The organism is Mesorhizobium sp. C120A (genome assembly GCF_030323105.1).
Classification (GTDB): Bacteria; Pseudomonadota; Alphaproteobacteria; order Rhizobiales; family Rhizobiaceae; genus Mesorhizobium.
The window spans coordinates 4,877,951-4,900,551 of record NZ_CP100476.1 but is presented as its reverse complement, the minus strand read 5'-3'; the positions used below and the strand labels follow the sequence as shown (position 1 = coordinate 4,900,551).

The following is a 22,601-nucleotide window of genomic DNA, read 5'->3' as shown; positions in this document are numbered from 1 at the left end:
GAAGGCCGATCAGCGGGCAATCAGCACAGGCTTGCAGCAAGCTGACGCAGCGTTTCCTTGACTTGGATCGCAAAAACGGGCAGCAAGGCGGGGGTGAGGGAGAGCATTCTACCGTGGCGCAGACCATGGAGGGCTCTTTTTTCGTATCAGGCGCCGCATAATCGGTGGCTGATGGAGGGATTGGTTAACCAACTTTGTCCATCTTTTGATTCAATCGGCAACAGACGCGAAAGGTGCAGGGGGCACCAGCGAACTGTGGATGTCACGGATGCGAGGGTCGCAAGCCTGCATGCCGATTGAGAGTGGTTGTATGGCGTTTTTGCGTTTGAAAGACCGGGGCGACAATCCTGAACGGGATTTGACTTCGAAGAGATCCGGCCAGCGCTGGGTGGTGGTGCCGGCTGTCGGCGCGGCCCTTGCGCTATGGTCGGTGGTGACCATGGCCGGCCTCTATTCGCTGGGAACCTCGCTCACCGCCGCTTCCAACACCTTGCCGCAAAGCCTGCTTCTGCCGCGCACGATCACGCTTGCCGATTCGCGCCGCAGCCTTGCCAATTCGTGGGCGCCGCGGCTTTCGGCGCAAAAATTACAGGCCTCTCTGCTCAGCCAATGCGACGCCGGCTGCGCGCATGCCGCCGCCAGCTTCGCGCATGACGGCAAGATGGCGCGGCTGAAGCCGATCACGCACGCTGTGGCCCCGAACAGTGTCGCCTCAAACATTGCGCCGAACACCAGCGTCGCACTCGCCACTTCGCGCGGCATGCGCTTCGACGGCGTGGTTGCCAAGGCAAAGCTGTCGCCGCAAAAGCTGGCTGCCGCCTTCGCCAAGGCCTCGAATGCGCCCTTCATGCTTGCCAGTCTTCCAGCCGCCGCCCGTTTCGCCGAAGTCCGCCTGCCCGATCAGCATGGCCCGGCCTCGGAGCGCTTTGGGCCGGAAGTGGCTGAGGTCGAGCGCTCGTCGCGCCTGGCGCTGGCGCTGGCCAACACCTTGCCGGATCAGGGCGCAGACATGCTGGCGCCGCCGCCGGCCGTCGCGGCAATCGTCGGAGGGCAAGATCCTGAGCAGGCCGAGGTTCAGGTCGCCTCGCTGCCGCCGCAGGACGATCTGCCCGACAACATTGCATTGCCGGGTCGGCGTCCGCGCGCCGAAACCGCTCAGCCTGCCGAGGCGCCCAGCAAGCCCAAGGCGCAAGCGGCCAAGCCGCGGACCGACAGGGCGACCGAGACCGCGGCACCCCAGTCGGCGGGCATTGTGTCGCCGCGCTCGCCACGCAATTCCCAAGAGGTCGCCGCACTGCCGGGCGTGCCAGGCACCGAGACCATCCGCACCAAGCCGGGCAGGCGGACCAAGGCTCAGGCCGGCGAGATGCTGGCCTATGCCAAACCGGATGTCCCGGCTGGCGGTGTCGGCCGGGCCTTCAAGGATCTGTTCGCCACGCCGGGAATGGGCGGCGGCGTCGCCGTTTACGACATCTCGGCCAAGACCGTCTACATGCCGGACGGCTCGCGGCTCGAGGCCCATTCGGGACTGGGCTCGATGGTTGACCAGCCGCGCTTCGTCCACAAGAAGAATGTCGGCCCGACGCCACCCGACACCTATGATCTGAGGTTGCGCGAATCCCGCTTCCATGGCGTCGAGGCGCTCCGTCTCACCCCGGTCAGCGGCGGCAACAAATATGGCCGCGACGGCCTGCTCGCCCACACCTACATGCTGCGCGGCGGCCGTGCGGAATCCAATGGCTGCGTCGTCTTCAAGGACTACGCCCGCTTCCTTGCCGCCTACAAGAAGGGCAAGATCAAGCGCCTCGTCGTCGTGCCGCGCCTCAGCAAGCCGCTGACGCAGGTCGCTCAGGATGGGCGGGGAGCTTAAGCAGTAGGCAGTAGGCAGTAGGCAGTAGAGGCTGGAAGCCTCATCTGCCTTGTTCCCTGTTTCTGCCCCTATTGCCTGGTCCCCACTGCCTATTCCCTTCTGCCCTCCGGTCAGACTATGACTGACTGCGGCGGTCGGCTCCAGATTCACCACGAGGACATCATGACAATACGCGCTGTCGTTTGGGGCGAGAACATCCATGAGCGGACCAACGAGGTGGTCGCCGCCCTCTATCCCGAGGGCATGCACACGACCATCGCCAAGGCGCTGAATGCCGACAAGGCGATCTCCGCATCGACCGCCACGCTCGAACAGCCCGAGCACGGCCTGCCGGCCGATCGTCTGGCCGAGACCGACGTGCTGGTCTGGTGGGGCCACAAGGACCATGGCGCCGTTGCCGACGAGGTCGTCGAGCGCGTCGCCCTCCGGGTCTGGGAAGGCATGGGGCTGATCGTTCTCCATTCCGGCCATTTCTCGAAAATCTTCAAGCGGTTGATGGGCACGCCCTGCACGCTGAAATGGCGCGAGGCGGGCGAGCGCGAGCGGCTCTGGGTGACCAGTCCCAGCCACCCTATCGCCGAAGGTATCGGCGAATATTTCGAGCTCGAGAATGAAGAAATGTATGGCGAGCAGTTCGCCGTGCCGGAGCCGCTGGAGACGGTCTTCATCTCCTGGTTCCAGGGCGGCGAGGTGTTCCGCTCCGGGCTGACCTACCGGCGCGGCGCCGGCAACGTCTTCTACTTCCGCCCGGGCCACGAGACCTATCCGACCTATCACGACGCCACTGTGCACAAGGTGCTGCGCAACGCGGTGAAGTGGGCGCACAACCCGCAAGGCACGAAGCCAGCCATCCTCGACGCGCCGAACGTGCCGGTAGACAAGGCGCTGGAGCCGATTGTCGAGCGCGGCGGCAAGCTGCATGCCTCGGGCGAGGCTGGCTTCCGCTAAAACAAACCCAGGAAAAGGCGCAGCGGCTTTCCGTCTGGAGTTGCGTAAAAAGGACGCTTAGACCACATTCGGCTCATATCATTGAATCGAACCAATTCGCTCGGAGTGCAAAAATGCGGCTTTTGATACTGGGTACCGGCTGGATGGCGCAGGAGCATGCCCGCCGCTTTGGTGCCATCGACGGCGTCGAGATCATCGGCGCTGTCGATGTCGACGAAAAGCGAGTCGGTGAATTCGCCGACGGCTTCAAGATCCCGAAGCGCTTCACATCGCTGGAGGCAGCGCTCGACTGGGGCGGCTTCGATGCGGTGGCCAACGTCACGCCTGACCGTATCCACCATCCGACGACCATGGCGCTGATCGCGGCCGGCAAGCCGGTGCTGTGCGAAAAGCCGCTCGCCGAAAACTTCGGCAAGGCGAACGAGATGGCTGACGCCGCCGAAGCGGCCGGCATCGTCAACATGGTCAACCTTACCTATCGCAACGTCGCTCCCCTGCAGAAGGCGCGCCAGATGGTGCTGGCCGGCGACATCGGCACCGTCCGCCATGTCGAGGCCTCCTATCTGCAGAGCTGGCTGGTGTCGAAATTCTGGGGCGACTGGCGCACCGACCCGAAATGGCTGTGGCGGCTGTCGCGCGGCCACGGCTCCAATGGCGTGCTCGGCGATGTCGGCATCCACATCCTCGATTTCGCCAGTTATGGCGCAGCGCTCGACACAGACCACGTGTTCTGCCGGCTGCGCGCCTTCGACAAGGCGCCGGGCAACCGCATCGGCGAATACGACCTCGACGCCAATGACAGCTTCGCCATGACGCTGGATTTCTCCAACGGCGCCTTTGGCGTCGTTCACGCCAGCCGCTGGGCGACCGGCCACATCAACGAATTGCGCCTGCGCATCTATGGCGACAAGGGCGGCATCGAAGTCGTGCACAATCTCGAGGGCTCGGAGTTGAAGGCGTGTGTCGGCGAGGATATCGAGAACGGCAAATGGCAGGTGCTCGACGCCGGCACGGTGCCGACCAATTACCAGCGCTTCGTCGATGCGGTTCGCAGCGGCGTGCAGGCCGAGCCTTCATTCCACCATGCCGCCGAACTGCAGAAGGTGCTGGATCTGGCCATGGTTTCGGAACAGAAGCGGACGGAACTGAGGGCCAGCGCCGATACGCAGTGATGTGAAGGGGAGGAAGAAACTATGGTCTCGCGCCGCGCGCAATGTCTCTGCGGCCAGCTTTCAGCCGTCTGTTCGGGCGAGCCGGTGCGCATCTCGGTCTGCCACTGCCTCGACTGCAAGCGCCGCACCGGCAGCGCCTTCAGCTACAATGTCCGGTTTGCGCAAGCTGATGTATCGATCGAGGGGCGGGCGAAGCAGTTCACGCGCACCGGCGACGAGGGCGGCCGCGTCATCTACAATTTCTGTCCGGAGTGCGGCGCCGCCGTCCACTATCGCATCGACACGCAACCCGGCGTGATCGCCATTCCCGTCGGCGCCTTCGCCGACCCGTCGTTCCCGCCGCCATTTCAGTCTTTTTACCACGAAAGCCGGCGCTGTGAGTGGGTCGAGATCAATGCCGAGCCGCTGGCGACGTTCGACTGAAGGCCGCTTTTTGGATACCCGGAACCGTCCGCACGCTCCGCGCCTTCAAGAGGGCATCGCCCCTGATTGCCATTGCCGGGCCGTTAGCCATCGCGCTCGGCTGCCCCATGAATAGGCATAAGTCAAGACGAATCCGGCTTGCGGCCCGATTGCTGACATGCTTACCTGACGGCATGTGTTCAATGGGGGTATATGGATGGCTAAGGAATCTTCGAATTCCGCTTCTTCAGAAAAGAAGGCGGACGTAAATCTGATAGGTAACACAGAAGGAAACGGGCTGAACTTCATGGGAGTTCAGGCTCGCGAAAACGGAACCGCCGGCGACGCCGTCGGTGTCGACAAGATCCGTGACCTGCTGTTCGGCAACCAGATGCAGGACTATGACCGCCGTTTTTCCAAGCTTGAAGAACGGGTGTTGCAGCGCTTCAAGGATGTCGAGTCCGAGGCCAAGCGCAATCTCGAAATGTACGAGTCGAATGCAAAGAAGCAGATCGATTCGCTTGCAGGGCAATTGCGGAGCGAAAAAGATTCACGAGCCGATGCCGACAAGGAGATCGACCGGAATCTTCGCGAGCAAAACCAGGCTCTTGAAAAGCAGGTGCGCACGTTGTCGGATCAGTTGAGCGCGCTCGAGCGCGACGTTTCGGACCGGATAAATCGAAACGATCATTTGCTGCGTGAGGAAATCAAGCAGAAGAATGAAGGCGTTCAGATGCTGATCGAGAAGATGTTTGCCGACCTCAGCAACGTCAAGACCGACCGAAATCTTTTGGCTGGCCTGTTTGTCGAGGTTGCAAAATGTCTCAATCAGGATCCCGTCGGGAGCAAGAGCAACTCGGACCGCAGCTGGAAAGTGAGTTGATGGGACCTTGACGTCCACCGTCGACCCATTCAACCTTCCGCAAAGAACAGCCTCGAACGATACAGAGATTGATCGCGAGGCTCTGGCTCGTCTTTTGATCGAAATTGCCCGGAACGTTGATCCGGACTACCGTGCGCAGTTCGAGGCGGTTCCAACCGCCGATCCGCGCATGGAAACGCTGCGGCAGTTGCTGGTCAGCCGCGAAATCTCGGAGCTTTCACGCGTTACGCATCTGCTCGACGAACCCGAGCAGCTTGCGGCGGCCGTGGGCGACGTTCTTCCCAGTGCTGCCGGACGAGCGCCTTACGCGCAACTCGGCGAGGCGCTTGCGCCAGCTGTCGAACGGGCTGTGCAACGGTCGATCCAGAAGAGCCCGCGCACGCTGACGGACATATTGTACCCGGTGTTTCTGCCGGCAATTCGCAAGTCGATCGGCGAAAAGATCGACCAGACCTTTCAGTCGCTGAATGAAACTCTAAGGCACATATTCACCTGGCACGGGCTCAAGTGGAGACTTGAAGCCTGGAGAACAGGGGCAAGCTTCTCGGCAGTTGTTCTGAAGCATTCCCTTGTCTACCGTGTGGAACATGCCTTTCTCATTCATCGGAATTCCGGCCTTTTGATAGCGCATGTAACTGCCGACAATGCGACGAGCGAAGATCCTCAGCTCATTTCTTCGATGCTCAGTGCGATTCAGGATTTTGTAAAAGACTCATTTAACGAGAAAGAGCAGAGCGGCCTGGACACAATCCGTTTCGGCGAGCTTCGTCTCTGGTCGGAAGTTGGACCGTTTGCGACACTGGTTTCGGTGATCCGGGGAAATCCGCCGGAGGAATTGCATGAAATCGTTCGCGATGTGTTGCTTCGCATCCATGAGCAATCCTCAGAGGCTTTAGAGCAGTTCGACGGCGACGGTTCGCAGTTGGCATCCGTAGAGGCGCAGTTGCAGACCTGCGTCGAGCTCAAGCAAGAGGAATCAAACGACGGATTTCCGTGGCTGGTGGCGGCGGTTGCCCTGTTGCTCTTGAGTCTGGCAGGCGTTTGGTACTTTCTTTCCTGGCAATCAGCGCAGCGCTGGCAGGCTTACGTGTCGCGCTGGCAGGCTTACGTGTCGCGAGTGGAGGCCCAGCCGGGCATCATCGTTGCCGAACAGCAGGTACGCGATGGCCAGTTCTATATTGCCGGCCTGAGGGACCCGCTTGCCGTCGACCCGCAGTCGCTGTTGTCAGGCACGGGAGTCGATCCGGCCGTGGTTCATTCGCAATGGCAATTCTATCAGAGCCTTGAGCCGGAGTTCGTGCTGAAGCGGCTGACGGCGTCGCTGGCTCCGCCGGATTCAGTGCGACTTTCGATCGTCGATGGCCGCATCGTCGCCGAGGGTGAGGCTCCCGACACCTGGATCAGCCGGGCGCGCGCGGCGGCCCAGCAGCTTTCGGCAGGCGGGCCGGTCTTCGATATCTCGGGGGTTCGTGACGTAAGTCCCCAAGTGCGCGAGGCGGAGCGCTGGCAGGCTTATGTGTCGCGACTGGAGACCCAGCCGGGCATCATCGTTGCAGACCAAAAGATACGCGACGGCCAATTCTATATCGCCGGCCTGCGAGACCCGCTTGGCGCCGATCCGCAATCGCTGTTGTCGGGAACAGAGGTCGATCCCGCCCGGGTTCATGCGCAGTGGCAATTCTATCAGAGTCTTGAGCCGGAGTTCGTGTTGAAGCGGCTGACGGCGTCGCTGTATCCGCCGGATACAGTACGACTTTCGATTGTCGATGATCGCATCGTTGCCGAGGGCGAGGCTCCCGACACCTGGATCGATCGCGCGCGCGCGGCGGCCCGGCAGCTTTCGGCAGGCGGACCCGAATTCGACATCTCCAAGGTTCGTGACGTGAGCCCCGAAGCACGCGCGGCGGAGCACTGGCAGTATTATGTGTCGCGACTTGAGGCCCAATCGGGAATCATCGTCGCCCAACAAAGCGCGAGGGGCGGACATTTCTACATTTCCGGCTTGAGAGACCCGCTTGCCGCCGACCCGCAAGCCCTGCTGTCTGGAACGGACGTTGATCCTGCCCGCGTTCATGCACAGTGGCAATTCTATCAGAGCCTTGATCCGAAGTTTGTGGTGAAGCGGCTGACGGCGGCGCTGTCCCCGCCGAAAACCGTTCAGCTCTCGATCATCCAGGGTCGCATCGTGGCCGTGGGTGAGGCTCCTGCCGGCTGGATCAACCGCGCGCGGGCCGCCGCTGAACAACTTTCGGCGGACGGAGTGGTTCTGGATGTCTCGCAGCTGCGTGAGCTGAACCTCGCAGAACTTAATCATTTGAGGCAGGCGATCCAGACGACCGATATTTTCTTCTCTTCCGGCAAGGTTGTGCCGGGACCGGAGCAGACGCCGGTTCTCGACAGGTTGGCGGATCAAATAAAGGAATTCGCCCAGAGTGCCCGCAATTCCGGCGTAACGGCGAGGTTCATGTTGACCGGGCATTCGGACACCACGGGCCGTGAGACGGCCAACGCGTCGATCAGCGCCGCCCGCGCCGAGACAGTTCGTGCGCTTCTCAACAAGCGCGGCGTTGCTCCCGAACTGCTGCTGGTTCGGGGCGCGGGCACTTTTGAGCCGGCTGTACCTGAAAACAGTCTAACCGGTAGCTCCACCAATCGCCGGGTTTCGATTACGGTAAACCTGGACTAGCGGAGCCCAACATGTTGCAAAAAAAGATCTGCATGCTGGGCGGCTTCGCCGTCGGAAAGACGAGTCTGGTCCGCAGGTTTGTGCAGAGCATCTTCTCAGAAACCTACTTGACCACCGTCGGAGTGAAAATCGACAAGAAAAGCGTCGCGCTCCCGGACAAAACCGTGGATCTGATTTTGTGGGATTTGGCCGGCGAGGACGATATCGGCTCATTCCGCGTCAGCTATGTTCGAGGTGCAACCGGGCTCGTGCTAGTCGTCGATGGAACCCGCGCTGCTACTCTTGCCGTGGCACTCACGCTGCGCGAACGGGTCGAGGCCGAATTCGGCGCCATGCCGTTCGTATTGCTGTTCAACAAGTCCGATCTGGCCGATCGGTGGGCGATATCGGATGGTGAGATCAACGAGTTGAGGCAACGTGGATGGCAAATCTATCTAACAAGTGCGCTTTCGGGCGAGCAGGTCGATGACGCCTTTCGTCAACTTGCCTTGATGGTCACCAAATAGACCATGCATGAATTGCCAAAAGAAGTCAGAAATTGGTTTTTCAATTTCTTCTTCGACGGGCACGCTGTCGCTTATCTGAAAATCGACGCTGAGCTTTGCATAGCTGCCAAGGGCGGTAATGTTGAACATTACGGGCTGTCATCGCTTCGCATCGGCAAGCCTGTTGCGGGGCAGCTTGAATTCATGGAAGGTTTGCTGCCTTGCCCGGAGCTTCCGTTTCGCATGGACATGATCGAACTGCCCGGCGGGCGTGTCGCCGACCTTCATTTTTTTGCTGACAATGCGTGCGTGTGGCTGCTTTTTCTGGACGCCACTGCCGAACGAGACAACAGGCAGCGGCTTCAACAGAAGGCCTATGAAATGACGCTCCTGCAAGAGAGGGAGCGTCAACTCAACGAAAAATTGCAATCGACGAACGAGGCACTGAGAAAGAGCCAGGAGGGATTGGCGCGTGAATACCAGCGCGCCGAAACCCTGCTCCTCAACATTCTTCCGGCATCCATCGCGGAGCGGTTGAAAGCGCAAAAGAAAATTGCCGACAACCACGCGGAGGTGAGTGTGCTTTTTGCCGACATCGTCGGCTTTACCGAAAGAGCGCGCAGCGTCGGAGCGGTGACGACGCTCGCTATTTTAAACTACTTCTTCAAGGCGGCGGATCGGCTCTCTGAGCGATACGGCTGCGAAAAAATCAAAACAATTGGCGATTGTGTGATGGTGGTCGCCGGCCTGCCCACGGCGCGATCCGATCATGCAAAGGCCCTCACGCGCTATGCGATTGAGCTGCGCAAAGCGGTCAAGCGGGAACGCTTCGCAGGAGAACCGATAAGGCTGAGAATTGGAATTCACTCAGGACCGATCGTCGCCGGCGTCATAGGCAAGAGGCGGTTCGCCTATGACCTGTGGGGTGAGACCGTTAATCTCGCCTCACGTATTCAAACGTCCGCGGAGCCCGATGAAATCCGTATTTCCGATGCAACTTGCCAACTGCTTGGACCGAAATTTGCTTGCGACCCACTCGAGGAAACGGAATTGCGCGGTGCGGGTCGCGTGCGAATGTGGCGGCTCCCGAGCTGATCCGTCGCCTGCGGTGCGACCGTGGAGCGCCGATAGCGGCGCCCGAAAGCCATTGGCGTGACCTGATCTTGCGATCGCAAAGCACCCTTTGCGCTTGCCCGGAAGGCCTCTATTCTGGAGCACAGTGGCCGCTGGTGGGATAGAATGTCGGTACTGCCTTTTCTGAGAATCTACGCACCGCTAAATGCGGTGCTCGCTGCGCCTGGGCTTCTGGCGGTGGCTGCGCTCACGATGCCGAACATGTCCGGACGAAGCAGACTGGCTCTGGCTGCCGTGCTCGCTGTCATTTGGGCCGCCTATCTTCTGCAGATGGCCGAGACCCTGCTCAAGCGCTGGGCGGGAGACCTCAGGGACAGGACGCCGGCAATCGCGATCGATGTGCTCGCGGTTTTGGTTCCAGTCGCCGCATTTCTGCTCGACGGCACGCCCGACCGGAGCCTCTACTGTGCTGTCTGGCTGCTGAAGCCGCTGCGCGACTCGACCTTCTTCCCGCTGCTTGGCAGGGTTCTGGCCAACGAAGCGCGCAACCTGGTCGGCGTCACCACGGTCTTCGGCCTGGTTCTGTTCGGTGTCGCACTCGCGGCCTATGTCATCGAGCGCGACGTCCAACCGGAAAAGTTCGGCAGCATCCCCGAGACAATGTGGTGGGCGGTGGTCACGCTGTCCACTACCGGCTATGGCGACGACATTCCGCAAAGCTTCGCCGGCCGCGTCCTTGCCGGGGCTGTCATGATGTGTGGCATCGGCATCTTCGGGCTCTGGGCCGGCATTCTTGCCTCCGGCTTTTATCAAGAAGTCCGTCGCGAGGATTTCGTCCGCAATTGGCAATTGATTGCCGGCGTTCCGTTGTTTCAGAAGCTTGGCCCGGCCACGCTGGTCGAGATCGTGCGCGCGTTAAGGCCTCGCACGGTGCCGGCGGGCGCCGTGATCTGCCGCAGTGGCGAGACCGGTGATCGGATGTTCTTCGTCGTGGAGGGCCGCGTCAGCGTCGCGACGCCCAACCCGGTGGAGCTTGGCCCTGGCGCCTTCTTCGGCGAGATGGCGCTGATCAGCGGCGAACCGCGTATGGCGACCGTCACTGCCGCGACTTCTGTCTCACTCCTGTCGCTGCACGCGGCGGATTTCCAGATGCTGTGCAGCAGTAGCCCGGAAATCGCGGAAATCATCCGCAGGACCGCGCTCGAGCGGCGCGGCGCGGCGCCGGTGGCTTGACCGTACAGCCGATGGTGGCCCGGCTGGAACTGGATGGTACGGCTCTATCGACCACGCGCTGAGGTTATGGACGGCACGTGGAAGGTCCCAGAGGCGTAGCCGGAGACCTAAACGTAGCCGATCCACTCTACCGGCGGCTCGTTGTTTGGCGCTATGCGTCGACAGTTCCTGCCCCGCGGCCTTTCGGACGACCGGCTTTGGCTAAACTCTAATGCCTTAGAATCTTGCTTAGAAAAGCCCGGCTGCGGTCGGTCTTCGGGTCGGAGAAAAACGCCTCCGGCGTGCCGCTTTCGACGATGGCGCCGGCGTCCATGAACACCACGCGCTGCGCCACCTTGCGGGCAAAGCCCATTTCGTGCGTTACCACCATCATGGTCATGCCTTCCTCGGCCACCGCGACCATGACGTCGAGCACTTCGGAAATCATCTCGGGATCGAGCGCCGAGGTCGGTTCGTCAAACAGCATGATCTTGGGGCGCATGCCGAGGCAGCGCGCGATGGCCACACGCTGCTGCTGGCCGCCGGACAGCTGTGACGGGTAGGCGTTGACCTTGTCGGCGAGGCCGACCTTGGCCAGCAAGTCGCGCCCGGCCTGCTCGGCCTCGGCGCGGGGGATCTTGCGCACATGGATCGGCGCCAGCGTGACGTTTTCCAGCGCCGTCTTGTGCGGGTAGAGGTTGAACGACTGGAAGACGAAGCCGATCTCGGTGCGCAGCTGCGTCATGTTGGTGGCGGGGTCGCCGAGGCGCTGGCCGTCGACGACGAGGTCGCCATCCTTGATCGCTTCCAGGCCGTTGATGCAGCGGATCAGCGTCGACTTGCCCGAACCACTTGGGCCGCAGACGACGACCACTTCGCGCGGCTCGACGCTGAGCGTGATGTCCTTCAGCACATTGAGCGAGCCGAACCATTTGTTGACGCCGCGAAAGTCGATCATGCCCGTTTTGGTCAGGTTTGTCTTGGTCGGGCTTGGATTGGTCATGGCGGTCAGCCCTTTGGGTTCGATGTCACAGCTGCACCTCGCCATGCGCCGCGCCCATGCGGCGCTCCAGCCGGCGGGCGAGCATGATCAGCGGATAGCAGACGACGAAATAGCCGACGCCGACCAGGAAGAAGACCAGCAGGCCGTTGGGCACACGCTGCACCACCAGCCAGCCGACGCGGGTGAGGTCGGTCAGCCCGATCGCCGAGACGACGGAAGAATCCTTGATCAACAGTACATATTGCCCGACCAGCGGCGGCAGCACGATGCGCATCGCCTGCGGCAGCACCACCTGGCGCATGCGTTGCCAGCGCGACAGGCCGGACGCCAGAGCTGCCTCAACCTGGCCGGTCGGCACCGAGCGGATGCCGGCGGCGACGATCTCGCAGATGAAGCACGCGGCGAGGTTGGTGAGCGCGATGATGCCGGCGGTGAAGGCATCGAGCTCGATGCCGAATTCCGGCAGGATGAAGAAGATCAGAAAGATCTGCACCAGGAACGGCGTGCCGCGGATCAGGTCGACCCAGGCCCCGATCACGCTCGAGATCAGCCGGTTGCCGCCGGTGCGCAATATGCCGAGGCCGAAGCCAAGCAGCGTGCCCAGCACCAGGCTGATCGCCGACAGCATCACGGTCATGCCAAGGCCGCGCAAGGCGAGGGGGTAGCTGCCGGCCAGGCTTTGCAGCTGTTGCCAGATCATGTGCTGCTCCTTGCCGGCTGCAGACCGAGCCAGCGACTGGACAGCCCCGCCAGTCCTTTGAGGCCGTAATAGAGCAGCAGATAGAAGGCGGCGATGGTGATGAAACCTTCCGCCGGCATGAAGCGGTCGGACGCCAGCAACTGGCCGGCGCGCGTCAGTTCGGAAACCGAGATCAGCGACAAAAGCGCGGAATCCTTGACCAGCACGATCGCCTGGCCGAGCAGCGGCGGGATCGTCACCTTGAAGGCTTGCGGCAGGATGACCAGGCGCATGCGCTGGACATAGGTCATCCCCGAGGCGACGCCGGCCTCGACCTGGCCGCGCGGGATCGACAGGATGCCGGCGCGGATGATTTCCGCGACATAGGCGCCGCTGTTCAGCGACAGAGCGATGATGCCGACGACCAGCTCGGGCAGGACGAAGCCGAGACGCGGCAGGCCGAAATAGAGGAAGTAGAGCTGCGCCAGCAACGGCGTGGCGCGCACGGCATCGATATAGCCCTTGGCCAGCACGCGAAACAGCTGGCCGCGCTGCAGGTTCATGGCGGCGAGCACGATGCCGACGGCCAGCGCGCCCGCAAAGGACAGCGCCGACAGCCACACGGTCGTGATCAGACCCTGCCCGAACAAAGGCAGATATTCGATGATGGTGCGGAAGCTGAAATTTTCGAGCATGGCGGTGAATGGTGAATGGTGAATGGGCAGTAGTGAGTAGTGAGTAGTGAGTAGTGAGTAGTGAGTAGTGAGTAGTGAGTAGCGTCCGGAATGGCCATTCACCATTCACCATTCACCATTCACTACTTCCTACTCACTACTCCCTGCTTACCTCTGCTTAGTGATCCTTCTTCCAGGCGTCGGAATTAACCCAGTAGTCGAGGTTCTTCTGCAGGCGGCCGTCGATGCTGACCTGGTTGAGGAACAGGTTCATCCAGATCAACAGGTCCGGCTCGTCGTAGCGGGTGGCGAAGGCAAGCGGCTCCTTCGACAACAGGTCCGGCATGATGGTGAAGGTGCCGGCGGGATAGGCTGTCGACTGACCCTTGACCGCCGAGACGTCGTTGACGCCGCAATCGGCCTGGCCGTTGTTGACTGCGTCGAGCAGCAGCGGGCCGCCGCCCTTGTAGCTCTTGATGTCGGCATCCGGGAAGGCGTTCTTGGCTTCCTTTTCGCCGGTGGCGCCCAACAGCACGGCGATCTTGGTGCCCTTGGCCTTGCAGTCCTCGGTTGTCTTGAACTTGCTGTCGGCCTTGGTGAAGACGGTGCTGCCCGTATACATGTAAGGTGTGGTGAAGGCGACCTTCATGCCGCGCGCCAGCGTCGGCGTCATGTCGGCGACGAGCAGGTCGGCCTTGCCCGAAAGCAGCGCCGGGATCAGCCCGTCCCAATCATAGTCGAGGAAGGTGATCTTGACGCCCATTTCCTTGGCCATCAGTTCGGCGAGTTCGACCGAACTGCCGGTGCGCTCGCCGGCCGCGCCGACCAGCGAGAAGGGAGGTCCTTGCGTCTGTACCGCGACGCGCAGTTCGCCGCGCTTGGTGATCTCGTCGAGCGTTCCGGCACTGGCAGCAGCGGTCAGGCCCGCAAGCGCAAGTCCGGCGATGAAAAGCTTGGCAATCTTCATTTGGCATTCCTCCTGTTATCGTTGTTGTTCCACTTTGTTATTCCACCCTTTTGGGTGTTTTTTGAGCGGCGGCACCGTTTGCCGGCGGCAGCCACCGTTCGAAAATCCTCAGTCCCAGGCCACCGTCTCGGCAACCTTGATGCCACGCCTGGCCAGCTCGTCGAAGAACGGCCCGTCCGGCACATGCAGCAGCGGGTTCAAAAGCCCTGGTGTGGCGATCTCGCGCCGCGCCAGCATCTGCGCCACGATGCTGGCGGGATAGCCGACGCCAAGGCTCATGCCGAACAGGCCTGATGCCAGGTCGCGTTCGATGATCAGGTCCGACGTCACCGTCTTGCGGCGGCCGCCTTCGAGACCGGAAAAGACATTGCGCATCACGCAAAGGTCCTTCTCGTCGGCGCCATATTGCAGTTGCGGGCCGAGCAGACGGCCGAGAAATTCGCGTGGGCTGGCGCCGGTGCCGGGCACCTTGTCTTCGGAGAGGAAGCCGAGTTCCTTCAGCGGCGCCCAGAACGCCGACCATCCCGGCCAGCGCAGCGTATAGCGGCCCGAGCGTTGCAATCCCTTGGCGGCTGCCAGCATCTCGACATAGTGCAGAGCGTCGCCATTGGGGAAAGCTTCCAGCCGGCCGAGGCCCGCGACCTCGATCTCGTGGATGAAGGCATTGTCGTGCTGTCGGCCGGCCGGCACTTCGACGCGCTTGCCATGCTCGATCATCACGCTGTCGCGGTTCTGGCTGACCAGAACCATGTCGAAATTCCAGCTTACCTTGTAGCAAAGCGGCTTCGCCATCGCCTTCGGTTCGGGGATGCCGCCGCAATAGGAATCGATCGAGGAGATCGTAGAGAACTGCTTTGCGGCGCGCGCATAGAGCACGAGGTCGATGCCGGGATCGAGCCCACATTCGGTCATGATCGAAACGCCGGCCTGTTCAGCCTCCGGCGCCAGATCGGCAATCGCCTTGCCGTAATTGGTAGTGACCAGCGGCGTGCGCGTTGCGATCGCGGCCTGCACCGCCTCGCGCATCAATGGCTGCGGCAACAGATCGATGGCGGCGTCGACATCCGCCAGCACGGTGGCAAGCGCCGGACCGATCGCGCCCTCGGGCATGACGAAACGCACGCGGGAAAGGTCGGTCAGCCCGGCAAGCCGGGCAGGGCCGTCAGCCGACGTATCGACGCAGACGACTTCCTCGACACCGGCGCTGGCGACGAGATCGGCGATGGCCGCCCGTCCCTGCAGGCCGAGGCCGCCGAGAACAGCTATTCTCATGCCGGCTCCTTGCGTGACGGTGTTTCTTCCGACCAGCAGCCTTCGGGAAGGCTGACCCATTTGTTGCATGAAGCCATGACGACGAAGGTTTCGCTGCGCACGACTTCCCCGGGAATGCCGGCGCCCGGAATCAGCTCGCTGGTGATGCGGTAGAGGTCGGCGACATCGCCGGCGACGGTCACGTCGACGATGATGTCGAAGCGCCCGGTAACCACCGAGGCCGAGTTGACGAAAGGCAGTTCGGCAATGCGCTGCGCCAGTTCCCGGGCGCGGCCACGTCCCTGAGCGTTGATGCCGACAATGGCCGAGATCAACTCGGGGCGTTCGGTCAGATTGAGCAGCCCGACGATCTTCAAGAGGTTGCGGTCGAGCAGATTGCGCAACCTTGAGCGCACCGTCGGCACCGAGATCGCCATCGTCTCGGCGAGCCGGTTGATGCCGGGCTGGGCATCTTGCGACAACAGCTTTACCAGCCGTCGATCGGTTTGATCGAGATGCTCACGCAAAAGGCAAGGCTTTCATAAAGGGAAAGAAACGATGGGATTTTCTTTCGGATATGAAAAATACCTTATGGGAAATTTTTAACAGCAGCAAGAGCTATGTCATCCCTCTGTGCCAGTTCCCGTGTGCGTTCAGGCAAGACAGGATGCATGTCGTCCCAAAACCGCTGCACATTTTGGGGCAGTCGAGGATGTGCGCGACAGCACTAGGTGACGGAGTTCGAAGACGATCTTGCCGCGGCCGTGGTCGCTTGAACGCGACGGTAGGTCGTAGTGAGCAACGCACCCGAATGGCAGGCCGACCGAGCTGCGGCGTAGCCGCAACTCACGCCTTCACCTGATAAGCGGAGAGGCTCATTCGCGACATGGCCAAAAGCGGCCTTTCGATAAAACTATAACTCGCCAGGGACACGGCGATGCAAGCGGTGACAATAGCTATGCTTGCAAGCCATGGTGACACATTGGCGGTTGCAACGACAGGAGCGATCGCGAGCAGCACGATAGGATGGGTCAGATAGAGAGAGTAGGAAGCATCTCCCAGCCTTGCCAGCACGCGAGGAGCAAAAAGTCGGAAGTAGCTCTCCAGGCTGATGCAACCCGCGACAAGGATCAGCGCCGGGATACCTTGAGCAAGGGTTCGCGGCAAGTTGAAGCCAAGTACCATCACCAGTGTGGACACAATAGCGAACCCGACAGCCGAGGCACCCAGGAAAGCGGGCAAACGCACCAGTCTGCCGACCAGATGGCCGACAGCCATGCCGGCAAGGAACTCAAACAGGATTGGCGTGGTATAGAAAAACAGCACAGTGTCGGCGGCGGGTTTGAAGATAATGCGTGCGGCTACGGCGATTGCAAAGACAACGCCAATGGTGGCCATTTGCGTCAGCGCACCAAAACCCATAGTCGCCGCGAACAGAATGTAAAACAGGATTTCCAGATTGAGCGTCCAACCCACGCCAAGCACTGGCTGGACATAGCCTGTGGCCGTATCGAGATAGGGCACGAAAAGCAGGCTATTGGTAATCTGCTCAAAGGACACTCCACGACCGGCAAACAGCCAAAGTGCGGCGACCATGAGGAAGGTCTGACCCAATAGAACGGAACGACGCGCGTGAACCGCTGCATCAAAAAAGCACGGTGGTCGCGATGTCTGTTCTCCGTCGAGAGAACCATGACGAAACCGCTGATGACGAAAAACAGGTCGACGCCGCTGTTTAGAATGGGAATAGGCAAATCGAGCACGCCTAGTGCGGCCGGAAGATGATAGATAACAACCATTAGGGCTGCTAGCCCCCGCAGGGTCTGTATCGATGTATATTGTTGAATCCAACGCGGCGCAGCGTGATCATTATCCGGAATGACGTTCATTAAAAAATGTCCCCGATGCCGGAGAATATTAACACGGATGAGATCGTTGATGCGACGATTAACTGCCGGTTTAATAATACATAAAATTTGAATAGCTTTCACCGACTTTCGCGGCCCGGGCCTTGCGATCGCCATCGTCTCGGCGATGCCTTGGCGCGCTGCTTGTATGCGCTATCGCCCGGTCTGGAAGATCGCCACCGCTGCCGCCGTCAGCGCGGCATTGCCGGCCGCAACCGTGCCATCCGGCAGATGCTTCCCATCCTCCAGCCCGACGCGCGTCGACCAGTCGCGATCCGCGGCACGGCGCACGAACGGCCACACCGTCGCGTTCTCGCCATGCAGCAGGATGGCACGGCGAATGCCGGCGCGCTCCAGGACCTGTTCGATGCCGTCGGCGACCGCAAAAGCCTCGTCTAGCGTCTGCTCGGAAATCTCGATCAGCACGCGCAGCACGCGCCCGCCATGGTCGAGGCCGACCAGCCGCTCGGCGTCGGCGACCGACGCCAGACCCGCCTCGATGCCGATGCCGCGCTGGCGCAGGCTCTCCATGACGATGGGGGCTGCCGCCTCGCTGAGATTGACCGAGGCATAGTCCGGCAATTCGCGCCAGCCGGCGATGGCGACCAGCGTGCTGGTATCGTCGTTCTCGATCCAGGCACCGGTGGAGACGCCGATCAGCGTGCCGGGGCAGGCGCGGCGCAGCGCCGCGATCGTCGGGTCCATCGCCGCAGGCGCAAGGCTCTCGCGGCGGTCCGCGCCGCGGGCATGGATGTGCAGCTCGGCCGCACCCGCGGCAACAGAGGCCGCACCATCGCGCGCCATGGCCTCGGCGTCGAGCGGCAGCGTGGGATGAAAATCGGCGGGACGCGCGCCGTTGATGCAGGTCTGGACGATCATGGTTCTCGCGATCCTGTTGCGGATGGTGCGAGCCTAGCTCAGGGCTGCCAAAATCGGTACCGGTCCGCCGAAGGCTCCTGACAGGTGGATGCGACCCGGCCTGAATCAGTTCGGCAGGAGGCGCCCCTATCATATTGTTCGAAACCGATCTTCCGCGAGTTCAGTGGCGGGACGTCAATGGCCAGTGACACGCTTGCCGGAGAACTTACTCTTCCTCGGTCCAGATCAGCCGCAGCAGGCGCAGCAGCGTTGCCCGCTCTTTTTTCGTCAGCCGCTCCAGGAGCCGGTCCTCGTGCCGGCGCACCTGCCGGCGCCATGCCGGCATGGCGGCTTTGGCCGCCTTGGTCAAAGCCAGCACCTGCACGCGTCTGTCCTGCGCATGGTCGTCGCGCTCGACCAGGCCGCGCTCTTCGAGTTCGGCCAACAGCGGCGCCATGTTCGCGCTCTTCATGCCGAGCAGGCGGCAAAGCTCGGCGGCCCGAATGCCAGGCCTTTCGTCGATCAGCGCCAGCATGCCATAGGTGACCGGGCGCAGCGCCGCATCGGCCAGCTCGACCGCGAAATCATTGAGCGCCAGCGCCGAAGCGCGCCGCAGATTGTAGCCGATCTGCGCGTCGAGCCTGTCTTCGGGCGCGACCCTGCTCGCCTTGCCGGATGCGGTGCGATCTGCCGTCTCGTTCATGCTGCAAGCGATCACCGCGATCAAGGCTCTTGTCAAGGAGAAAATACTATGCGACATAGCAATTATGAAGGCTATGTCACATAGCTATTGATGACATGTCGGGGAGGAGCGCAACTCTTGCCTCGTCACACAGGAACGCAAGCAGGAGGGGAATTGCCATGACCCAAGACACCGTTGCCTTCGACATCGAGGACGGCATCGCCTGGGTGCGCTTCAATCGCCCTGAAAAACGCAATTGCATGAACCCGGCGCTCAATCGGCGCATGATGGAAGTGCTGGACCAGCTCGAATACCGCGACGATGTCGGCGTGCTGGTGCTGTCGGGCGAAGGCAATGCCTGGTCGGCGGGCATGGATCTCAAGGAGTATTTTCGCGAGACCGAGGCCAAGGGGCTGGGCGCCGTCCGCAAGGCTCAAGGCGAGGCCTATGGCTGGTGGCGGCGGCTGCGCTGGTACCGCAAGCCGACCATCGCCATGGTCAATGGCTGGTGCTTTGGCGGCGGCTATGGCCCGCTGTTTGCCTGCGACCTCGCTTTCGCCGCCGACGAGGCGCAATTCGCGCTGTCGGAGATCAACTGGGGCATCCTGCCCGGCGGCGGCGCCACCAAGGTGGTGGTCGACCTGCTGTCGATGCGCGACGCCATGTACCACGCGCTGACCGGCGAACTCATCGACGGCAGGAAGGCGGCGGCCTGGAAGCTGGTCAACGAAAGCCTGCCGCTGGCGGAGTTGAAGCCACGAGTTACCGAGGTGGCGAACATCCTGCTGAAGAAAAACCCGGTGGCGCTGAAGGCGACCAAGGACGCCATCCGCCGCGTCGCCGAGATGACCTACGACAATGCCGAGGACTATCTGGTGCGCGCGCAGGAGGCGGCCAATTCCTACGACAATGACGGCCGCAAGGAAGGCATCCGCCAGTTCATCGACGAAAAGAGCTACAAGCCCGGCCTCGGCGCCTATGACAAGGCGAGGTGATCAGCCAATATCCGATCTGGGAGGAGATGCAGATGCCGGCCTGGACGACGCCCGATCCCGTGGCCTTGCATGCCGAGACGCAGCCAGAGCGTCTTGCATGCGTCGACCTCGCTTCCGGGCGGCGCTGGACCTACGGCAGGTTCGACGAAGCCATCCAGCGCGCTGTCGCCGTCCTTGAGAGCGGCTACGGCATCGAGCCGGGGCAGCGCATCGCCACCGCCGCCCGCAACAGTGTCGATCTCCTGATCCTGCAGCAGGCCGCCATGCGGCTCGGCGCCGTCTTCGTGCCGGCGAACTGGCGCCTCGCTGCACCTGAGCAACAGGCAATCCTAGCCGATTGCGATCCCGCGCTGCTGCTGCACGACACCGCGTTTGAATTGGCGCCGCCCGAGGGCTGCGTGCCGGTCGAGATCGCTGCCTTCGCCGCGGCGGTGGACGCGCAAGCGCCGGCGCCGCGCCGGCCTTTGCCGCCGGCCGATCATCCATCGATCATCCTCTACACCTCGGGCACGTCCGGCCGGCCGAAGGGGGTGATCATCACCGAGGCCAACGCCTTCGCCACCGCGGTCAATTTCGGCGTGCTGGGCCGCGTCGGCAATTCAAGCGTCTTCCTCTGCGACGCGCCGATGTTCCATGTCATCGGCCTCATCACCAGCCTGCGTCCGCCCTTGCTGCAGGGCGGCACCGTGCTGATCTCGCCCGGCTTCGAGGCCGGCCTCACCAACCGCCGCCTGGCCGATCCCGACCTCGGCGTCACCCACTATTTCTGCGTCCCGCAAATGGCCAAAATGCTGCGCGAAGATGCCGCGTTCTCGCCGGCAAACTGGACCACACTGACTGCCATCTTCACCGGCGGCGCGCCCAATCCCGCCGCCGACATCCTCTGGTGGCTGGAGCAGGGCGTGCGCATGGTCGATGGCTTCGGCATGACCGAGGCCGGTACCGTGCTCGGCATGCCGGTCGAGGCCGGCCAGATCGCCCGCAAGGCGGGTTCTGCCGGCCTGCCGGCGCCATCATTGTGCTTGCGCATCGTCGACGAAGATGGCCACGACGCCGCGGCCGGGGAGGCGGGCGAGATCTGGCTCAGCGGCCCCAACGTCACGCCGGGCTACTGGAACCGTCCTGACGCGACGGCACAGGCCTTCACATCGGATGGCTGGTTCCGCACTGGCGACATAGCGCGCCGGGACGAAGACGGCTTCGTCACCCTGGTCGATCGCCGCAAGGACATGTTCATTTCCGGCGGCGAGAACGTCTATCCGGCCGAGGTCGAAATGGCGTTGCTCGCTCATCCCGACATTGCCGAAGCGGCTGTCATCGGCATCGCCGACGAGCGCTGGGGCGAGGTCGGCCGCGCCTTCGTCGTGCTGAAGGCTGGCTGCGTCCTCGATCCGGCGGCGCTCGCGGCGCACTGTGCGGCTCGCATCGCCCGCTACAAGGTGCCGAAGGAATTCCTGCTCACCGACGCGTTGCCCCGCACCGCCTCCGGCAAGATTCAGAAACACATTTTGCGCGGCTGCCGGTGACCCCACCGCCGTCCTTCACTGCGCCCGCGCTTTGGCCACGTCGGCTGGCGTGATGGCGGATTGCTTGCCGCCGAAATGCGCCAGCACATAGTTGCCGAGGGCTGCGATCTCGGTATCCGAATAGGCGTTGGCGAAAGCCGGCATGGCCTGCTTGCCCAGCGGCGTCGTCATATGCGCGCCTTTCAGGATGACCTGGATCAGATTGGTGCCGTCGGGGTCGTTGACCGTGCGGCTGCCGCGCAGTGCCGCGTAGGGCGTCTGCAACCCTTCACCATTCCATCCGTGACAGCTGGCGCAGGCGCCCTGGAACAGCTTCAGGCCGAGCCCGCCTTGCGCCACTGAATCGGCAGACGGAGCGTAGGCGATGGACGTCGTCAGTGTTGCCGGCGGCTCGACTTCGACGATCGCCTTGTCGCTGCTGACTTGCGGCGGAACGGTTTTTACGTAAGTGACGATCGCCTTGATGTCTTCCGGCGTCAAATGGCGCAGGCTGTAGTCGACGGCTTCGCCCATGTTGCCGGTGGCCGCACCACGCCCTTCCGCATGACCCTTGAAGAGATAGTTGGACAGCTGCTCCTCGCTCCAGCTTCCGATGCCGGTCGTCTTGTCCGAACTGATGTTGTAGGCCTTCCAGCCCTGCAGTTCGGCGCCGGCGAATTTCTTGCTGTTGTCGAGCCCATAGAACAGGTTGCGGGGCGTGTGGCATTCGCCGCAATGCGCCATCGCTTCGGTGAGATAGGCGCCGCGGTTCCATTCCGCGCTCTGCTTTTCGTCTTGTGGCAACGGACCGTCGGGAACGAACAACAGGTTCCAGAACCGCAGGACATAACGCTGGTTGAACGGAAAACTCAGATCGTTCTTCGGCGCCTCGGCGTGCACCGGCGGCAGGCTGAACAGATAGGCCTTGATCGCCAGCGCATCTTCCGTGGCCATCCTGGCATAGGAGGCATAGGAAAAGGCCGGATAGAGATTGCGGCCTTGCTTGTCGATGCCCTGATGCAAGGCACGCACGAACTCCGCGTCGCTCCAGTCGCCGATGCCGGTTTCCTTGTCGGCGGTGATGTTTGGGGAATAGACGGTGCCGAACGGCAGCTTGAAGGCAAGGCCGCCGGCATAGGGCTGGCCGCCTCCGGTTGTGTGGCAGGCGACGCAATCGGCGGCGCGCGTCAGATATTCGCCGCGATCGATCAGCGCCTGACCGGTCGGCAGTTTCGCCGCCGCCATGGAGACGTCCGGCAGCGACGCCGGTTTGAACAGGAAGATCGCAACGCCGGCGGCGATGACGACCACGACAGCGAGGAGGATGCGGACCAAGCTTCTCATGGCC

The 22,601-nt window shown here is 62.2% G+C and carries 21 protein-coding genes and 1 pseudogene; 11 read left to right on the top strand and 11 right to left on the bottom strand.

Annotated elements, in window-relative coordinates; translation table 11 throughout:
* The first annotated feature begins 358 nt into the window (after positions 1–358).
* The 9 genes from NL532_RS23895 to NL532_RS23855 all read left to right on the top strand — a co-directional run bounded on the left by NL532_RS23895 (position 359) and on the right by NL532_RS23855 (position 10,753).
* Complete coding sequence (locus NL532_RS23895) at positions 359–1,870, top strand: DUF2778 domain-containing protein (protein ID WP_032900078.1); 1,512 nt, start codon at positions 359–361, stop codon at positions 1,868–1,870.
* A gap of 162 nt (positions 1,871–2,032) precedes the next feature.
* Positions 2,033–2,818, top strand: a complete 786-nt coding sequence (locus NL532_RS23890; RefSeq protein ID WP_023828914.1) for a ThuA domain-containing protein — start codon at positions 2,033–2,035, stop codon at positions 2,816–2,818.
* A gap of 113 nt (positions 2,819–2,931) precedes the next feature.
* Complete coding sequence (locus NL532_RS23885; protein WP_023828913.1) at positions 2,932–3,990, top strand: Gfo/Idh/MocA family protein; 1,059 nt, start codon at positions 2,932–2,934, stop codon at positions 3,988–3,990.
* A 21-nt stretch (positions 3,991–4,011) separates the two neighbouring features.
* A complete protein-coding gene (locus tag NL532_RS23880; RefSeq protein ID WP_023689042.1) occupies positions 4,012–4,413 on the top strand; it encodes a GFA family protein in 402 nt (133 codons plus the stop codon).
* A gap of 196 nt (positions 4,414–4,609) precedes the next feature.
* Positions 4,610–5,275: a hypothetical protein gene (locus NL532_RS23875; protein ID WP_023670314.1), complete on the top strand. Its 666-nt coding sequence runs from the start codon at positions 4,610–4,612 to the stop codon at positions 5,273–5,275.
* Between the two features lie 7 nt (positions 5,276–5,282).
* Positions 5,283–7,961, top strand: coding sequence for an OmpA family protein (locus tag NL532_RS23870; RefSeq protein ID WP_031203011.1), 2,679 nt, complete (start codon positions 5,283–5,285; stop codon positions 7,959–7,961).
* A gap of 11 nt (positions 7,962–7,972) precedes the next feature.
* Complete coding sequence (locus tag NL532_RS23865; protein WP_023670316.1) at positions 7,973–8,467, top strand: Rab family GTPase; 495 nt, start codon at positions 7,973–7,975, stop codon at positions 8,465–8,467.
* Between the two features lie 3 nt (positions 8,468–8,470).
* A complete protein-coding gene (locus NL532_RS23860) occupies positions 8,471–9,541 on the top strand; it encodes an adenylate/guanylate cyclase domain-containing protein (protein WP_023824100.1) in 1,071 nt (356 codons plus the stop codon).
* Between the two features lie 144 nt (positions 9,542–9,685).
* Complete coding sequence (locus NL532_RS23855) at positions 9,686–10,753, top strand: cyclic nucleotide-gated potassium channel (RefSeq protein WP_023684786.1); 1,068 nt, start codon at positions 9,686–9,688, stop codon at positions 10,751–10,753.
* A 208-nt stretch (positions 10,754–10,961) separates the two neighbouring features.
* Here the strand turns inward: NL532_RS23855 and NL532_RS23850 are convergent, their stop codons facing one another.
* The 10 genes and pseudogenes from NL532_RS23850 to NL532_RS23810 all read right to left on the bottom strand — a co-directional run bounded on the left by NL532_RS23850 (position 10,962) and on the right by NL532_RS23810 (position 18,774).
* A complete protein-coding gene (locus NL532_RS23850; RefSeq protein ID WP_023670319.1) occupies positions 10,962–11,690 on the bottom strand; it encodes an amino acid ABC transporter ATP-binding protein in 729 nt (242 codons plus the stop codon).
* Between the two features lie 70 nt (positions 11,691–11,760).
* A complete protein-coding gene (locus NL532_RS23845; RefSeq protein ID WP_023684787.1) occupies positions 11,761–12,435 on the bottom strand; it encodes an amino acid ABC transporter permease in 675 nt (224 codons plus the stop codon).
* Positions 12,432–13,109, bottom strand: coding sequence for an amino acid ABC transporter permease (locus NL532_RS23840; RefSeq protein ID WP_023693902.1), 678 nt, complete (start codon positions 13,107–13,109; stop codon positions 12,432–12,434). Before NL532_RS23840 ends, NL532_RS23845 begins: the two co-directional genes overlap by 4 nt.
* Positions 13,110–13,266: 157 nt before the next feature.
* The gene (locus NL532_RS23835; protein WP_023684789.1) at positions 13,267–14,055 is read right to left on the bottom strand and encodes an ABC transporter substrate-binding protein; all 789 of its coding nucleotides are present in this window, start codon (positions 14,053–14,055) and stop codon (positions 13,267–13,269) included.
* Between the two features lie 108 nt (positions 14,056–14,163).
* Positions 14,164–15,327, bottom strand: a complete 1,164-nt coding sequence (locus tag NL532_RS23830; RefSeq protein WP_023828911.1) for a saccharopine dehydrogenase family protein — start codon at positions 15,325–15,327, stop codon at positions 14,164–14,166.
* The gene (locus NL532_RS23825) at positions 15,324–15,833 is read right to left on the bottom strand and encodes an Lrp/AsnC family transcriptional regulator (protein WP_023670324.1); all 510 of its coding nucleotides are present in this window, start codon (positions 15,831–15,833) and stop codon (positions 15,324–15,326) included. Before NL532_RS23825 ends, NL532_RS23830 begins: the two co-directional genes overlap by 4 nt.
* 319 nt (positions 15,834–16,152) lie before the next feature.
* Positions 16,153–16,902 (bottom strand): acyltransferase family protein, encoded by a 750-nt coding sequence (locus NL532_RS23820; protein WP_023834740.1) that lies wholly within the window; start codon positions 16,900–16,902, stop codon positions 16,153–16,155.
* 23 nt (positions 16,903–16,925) lie between these two features.
* Positions 16,926–17,195: pseudogene (locus tag NL532_RS32265) on the bottom strand (acyltransferase family protein); the annotation flags it as partial.
* A gap of 171 nt (positions 17,196–17,366) precedes the next feature.
* The gene (locus NL532_RS23815; RefSeq protein ID WP_286487485.1) at positions 17,367–18,092 is read right to left on the bottom strand and encodes a 3-keto-5-aminohexanoate cleavage protein; all 726 of its coding nucleotides are present in this window, start codon (positions 18,090–18,092) and stop codon (positions 17,367–17,369) included.
* A gap of 205 nt (positions 18,093–18,297) precedes the next feature.
* Complete coding sequence (locus NL532_RS23810) at positions 18,298–18,774, bottom strand: MarR family winged helix-turn-helix transcriptional regulator (protein ID WP_050588144.1); 477 nt, start codon at positions 18,772–18,774, stop codon at positions 18,298–18,300.
* Between the two features lie 158 nt (positions 18,775–18,932).
* On the opposite strand from NL532_RS23810, the gene NL532_RS23805 reads away from it, so the two are divergent.
* The gene (locus NL532_RS23805) at positions 18,933–19,748 is read left to right on the top strand and encodes a p-hydroxycinnamoyl CoA hydratase/lyase (protein ID WP_023754674.1); all 816 of its coding nucleotides are present in this window, start codon (positions 18,933–18,935) and stop codon (positions 19,746–19,748) included.
* Positions 19,745–21,274: an AMP-binding protein gene (locus NL532_RS23800; protein WP_023754673.1), complete on the top strand. Its 1,530-nt coding sequence runs from the start codon at positions 19,745–19,747 to the stop codon at positions 21,272–21,274. Before NL532_RS23805 ends, NL532_RS23800 begins: the two co-directional genes overlap by 4 nt.
* Before the next feature lie 15 nt (positions 21,275–21,289).
* On the opposite strand, the gene NL532_RS23795 is transcribed toward NL532_RS23800, so the two are convergent.
* The gene (locus tag NL532_RS23795; RefSeq protein ID WP_023754672.1) at positions 21,290–22,597 is read right to left on the bottom strand and encodes a c-type cytochrome; all 1,308 of its coding nucleotides are present in this window, start codon (positions 22,595–22,597) and stop codon (positions 21,290–21,292) included.
* Positions 22,598–22,601: the final 4 nt, after the last annotated feature.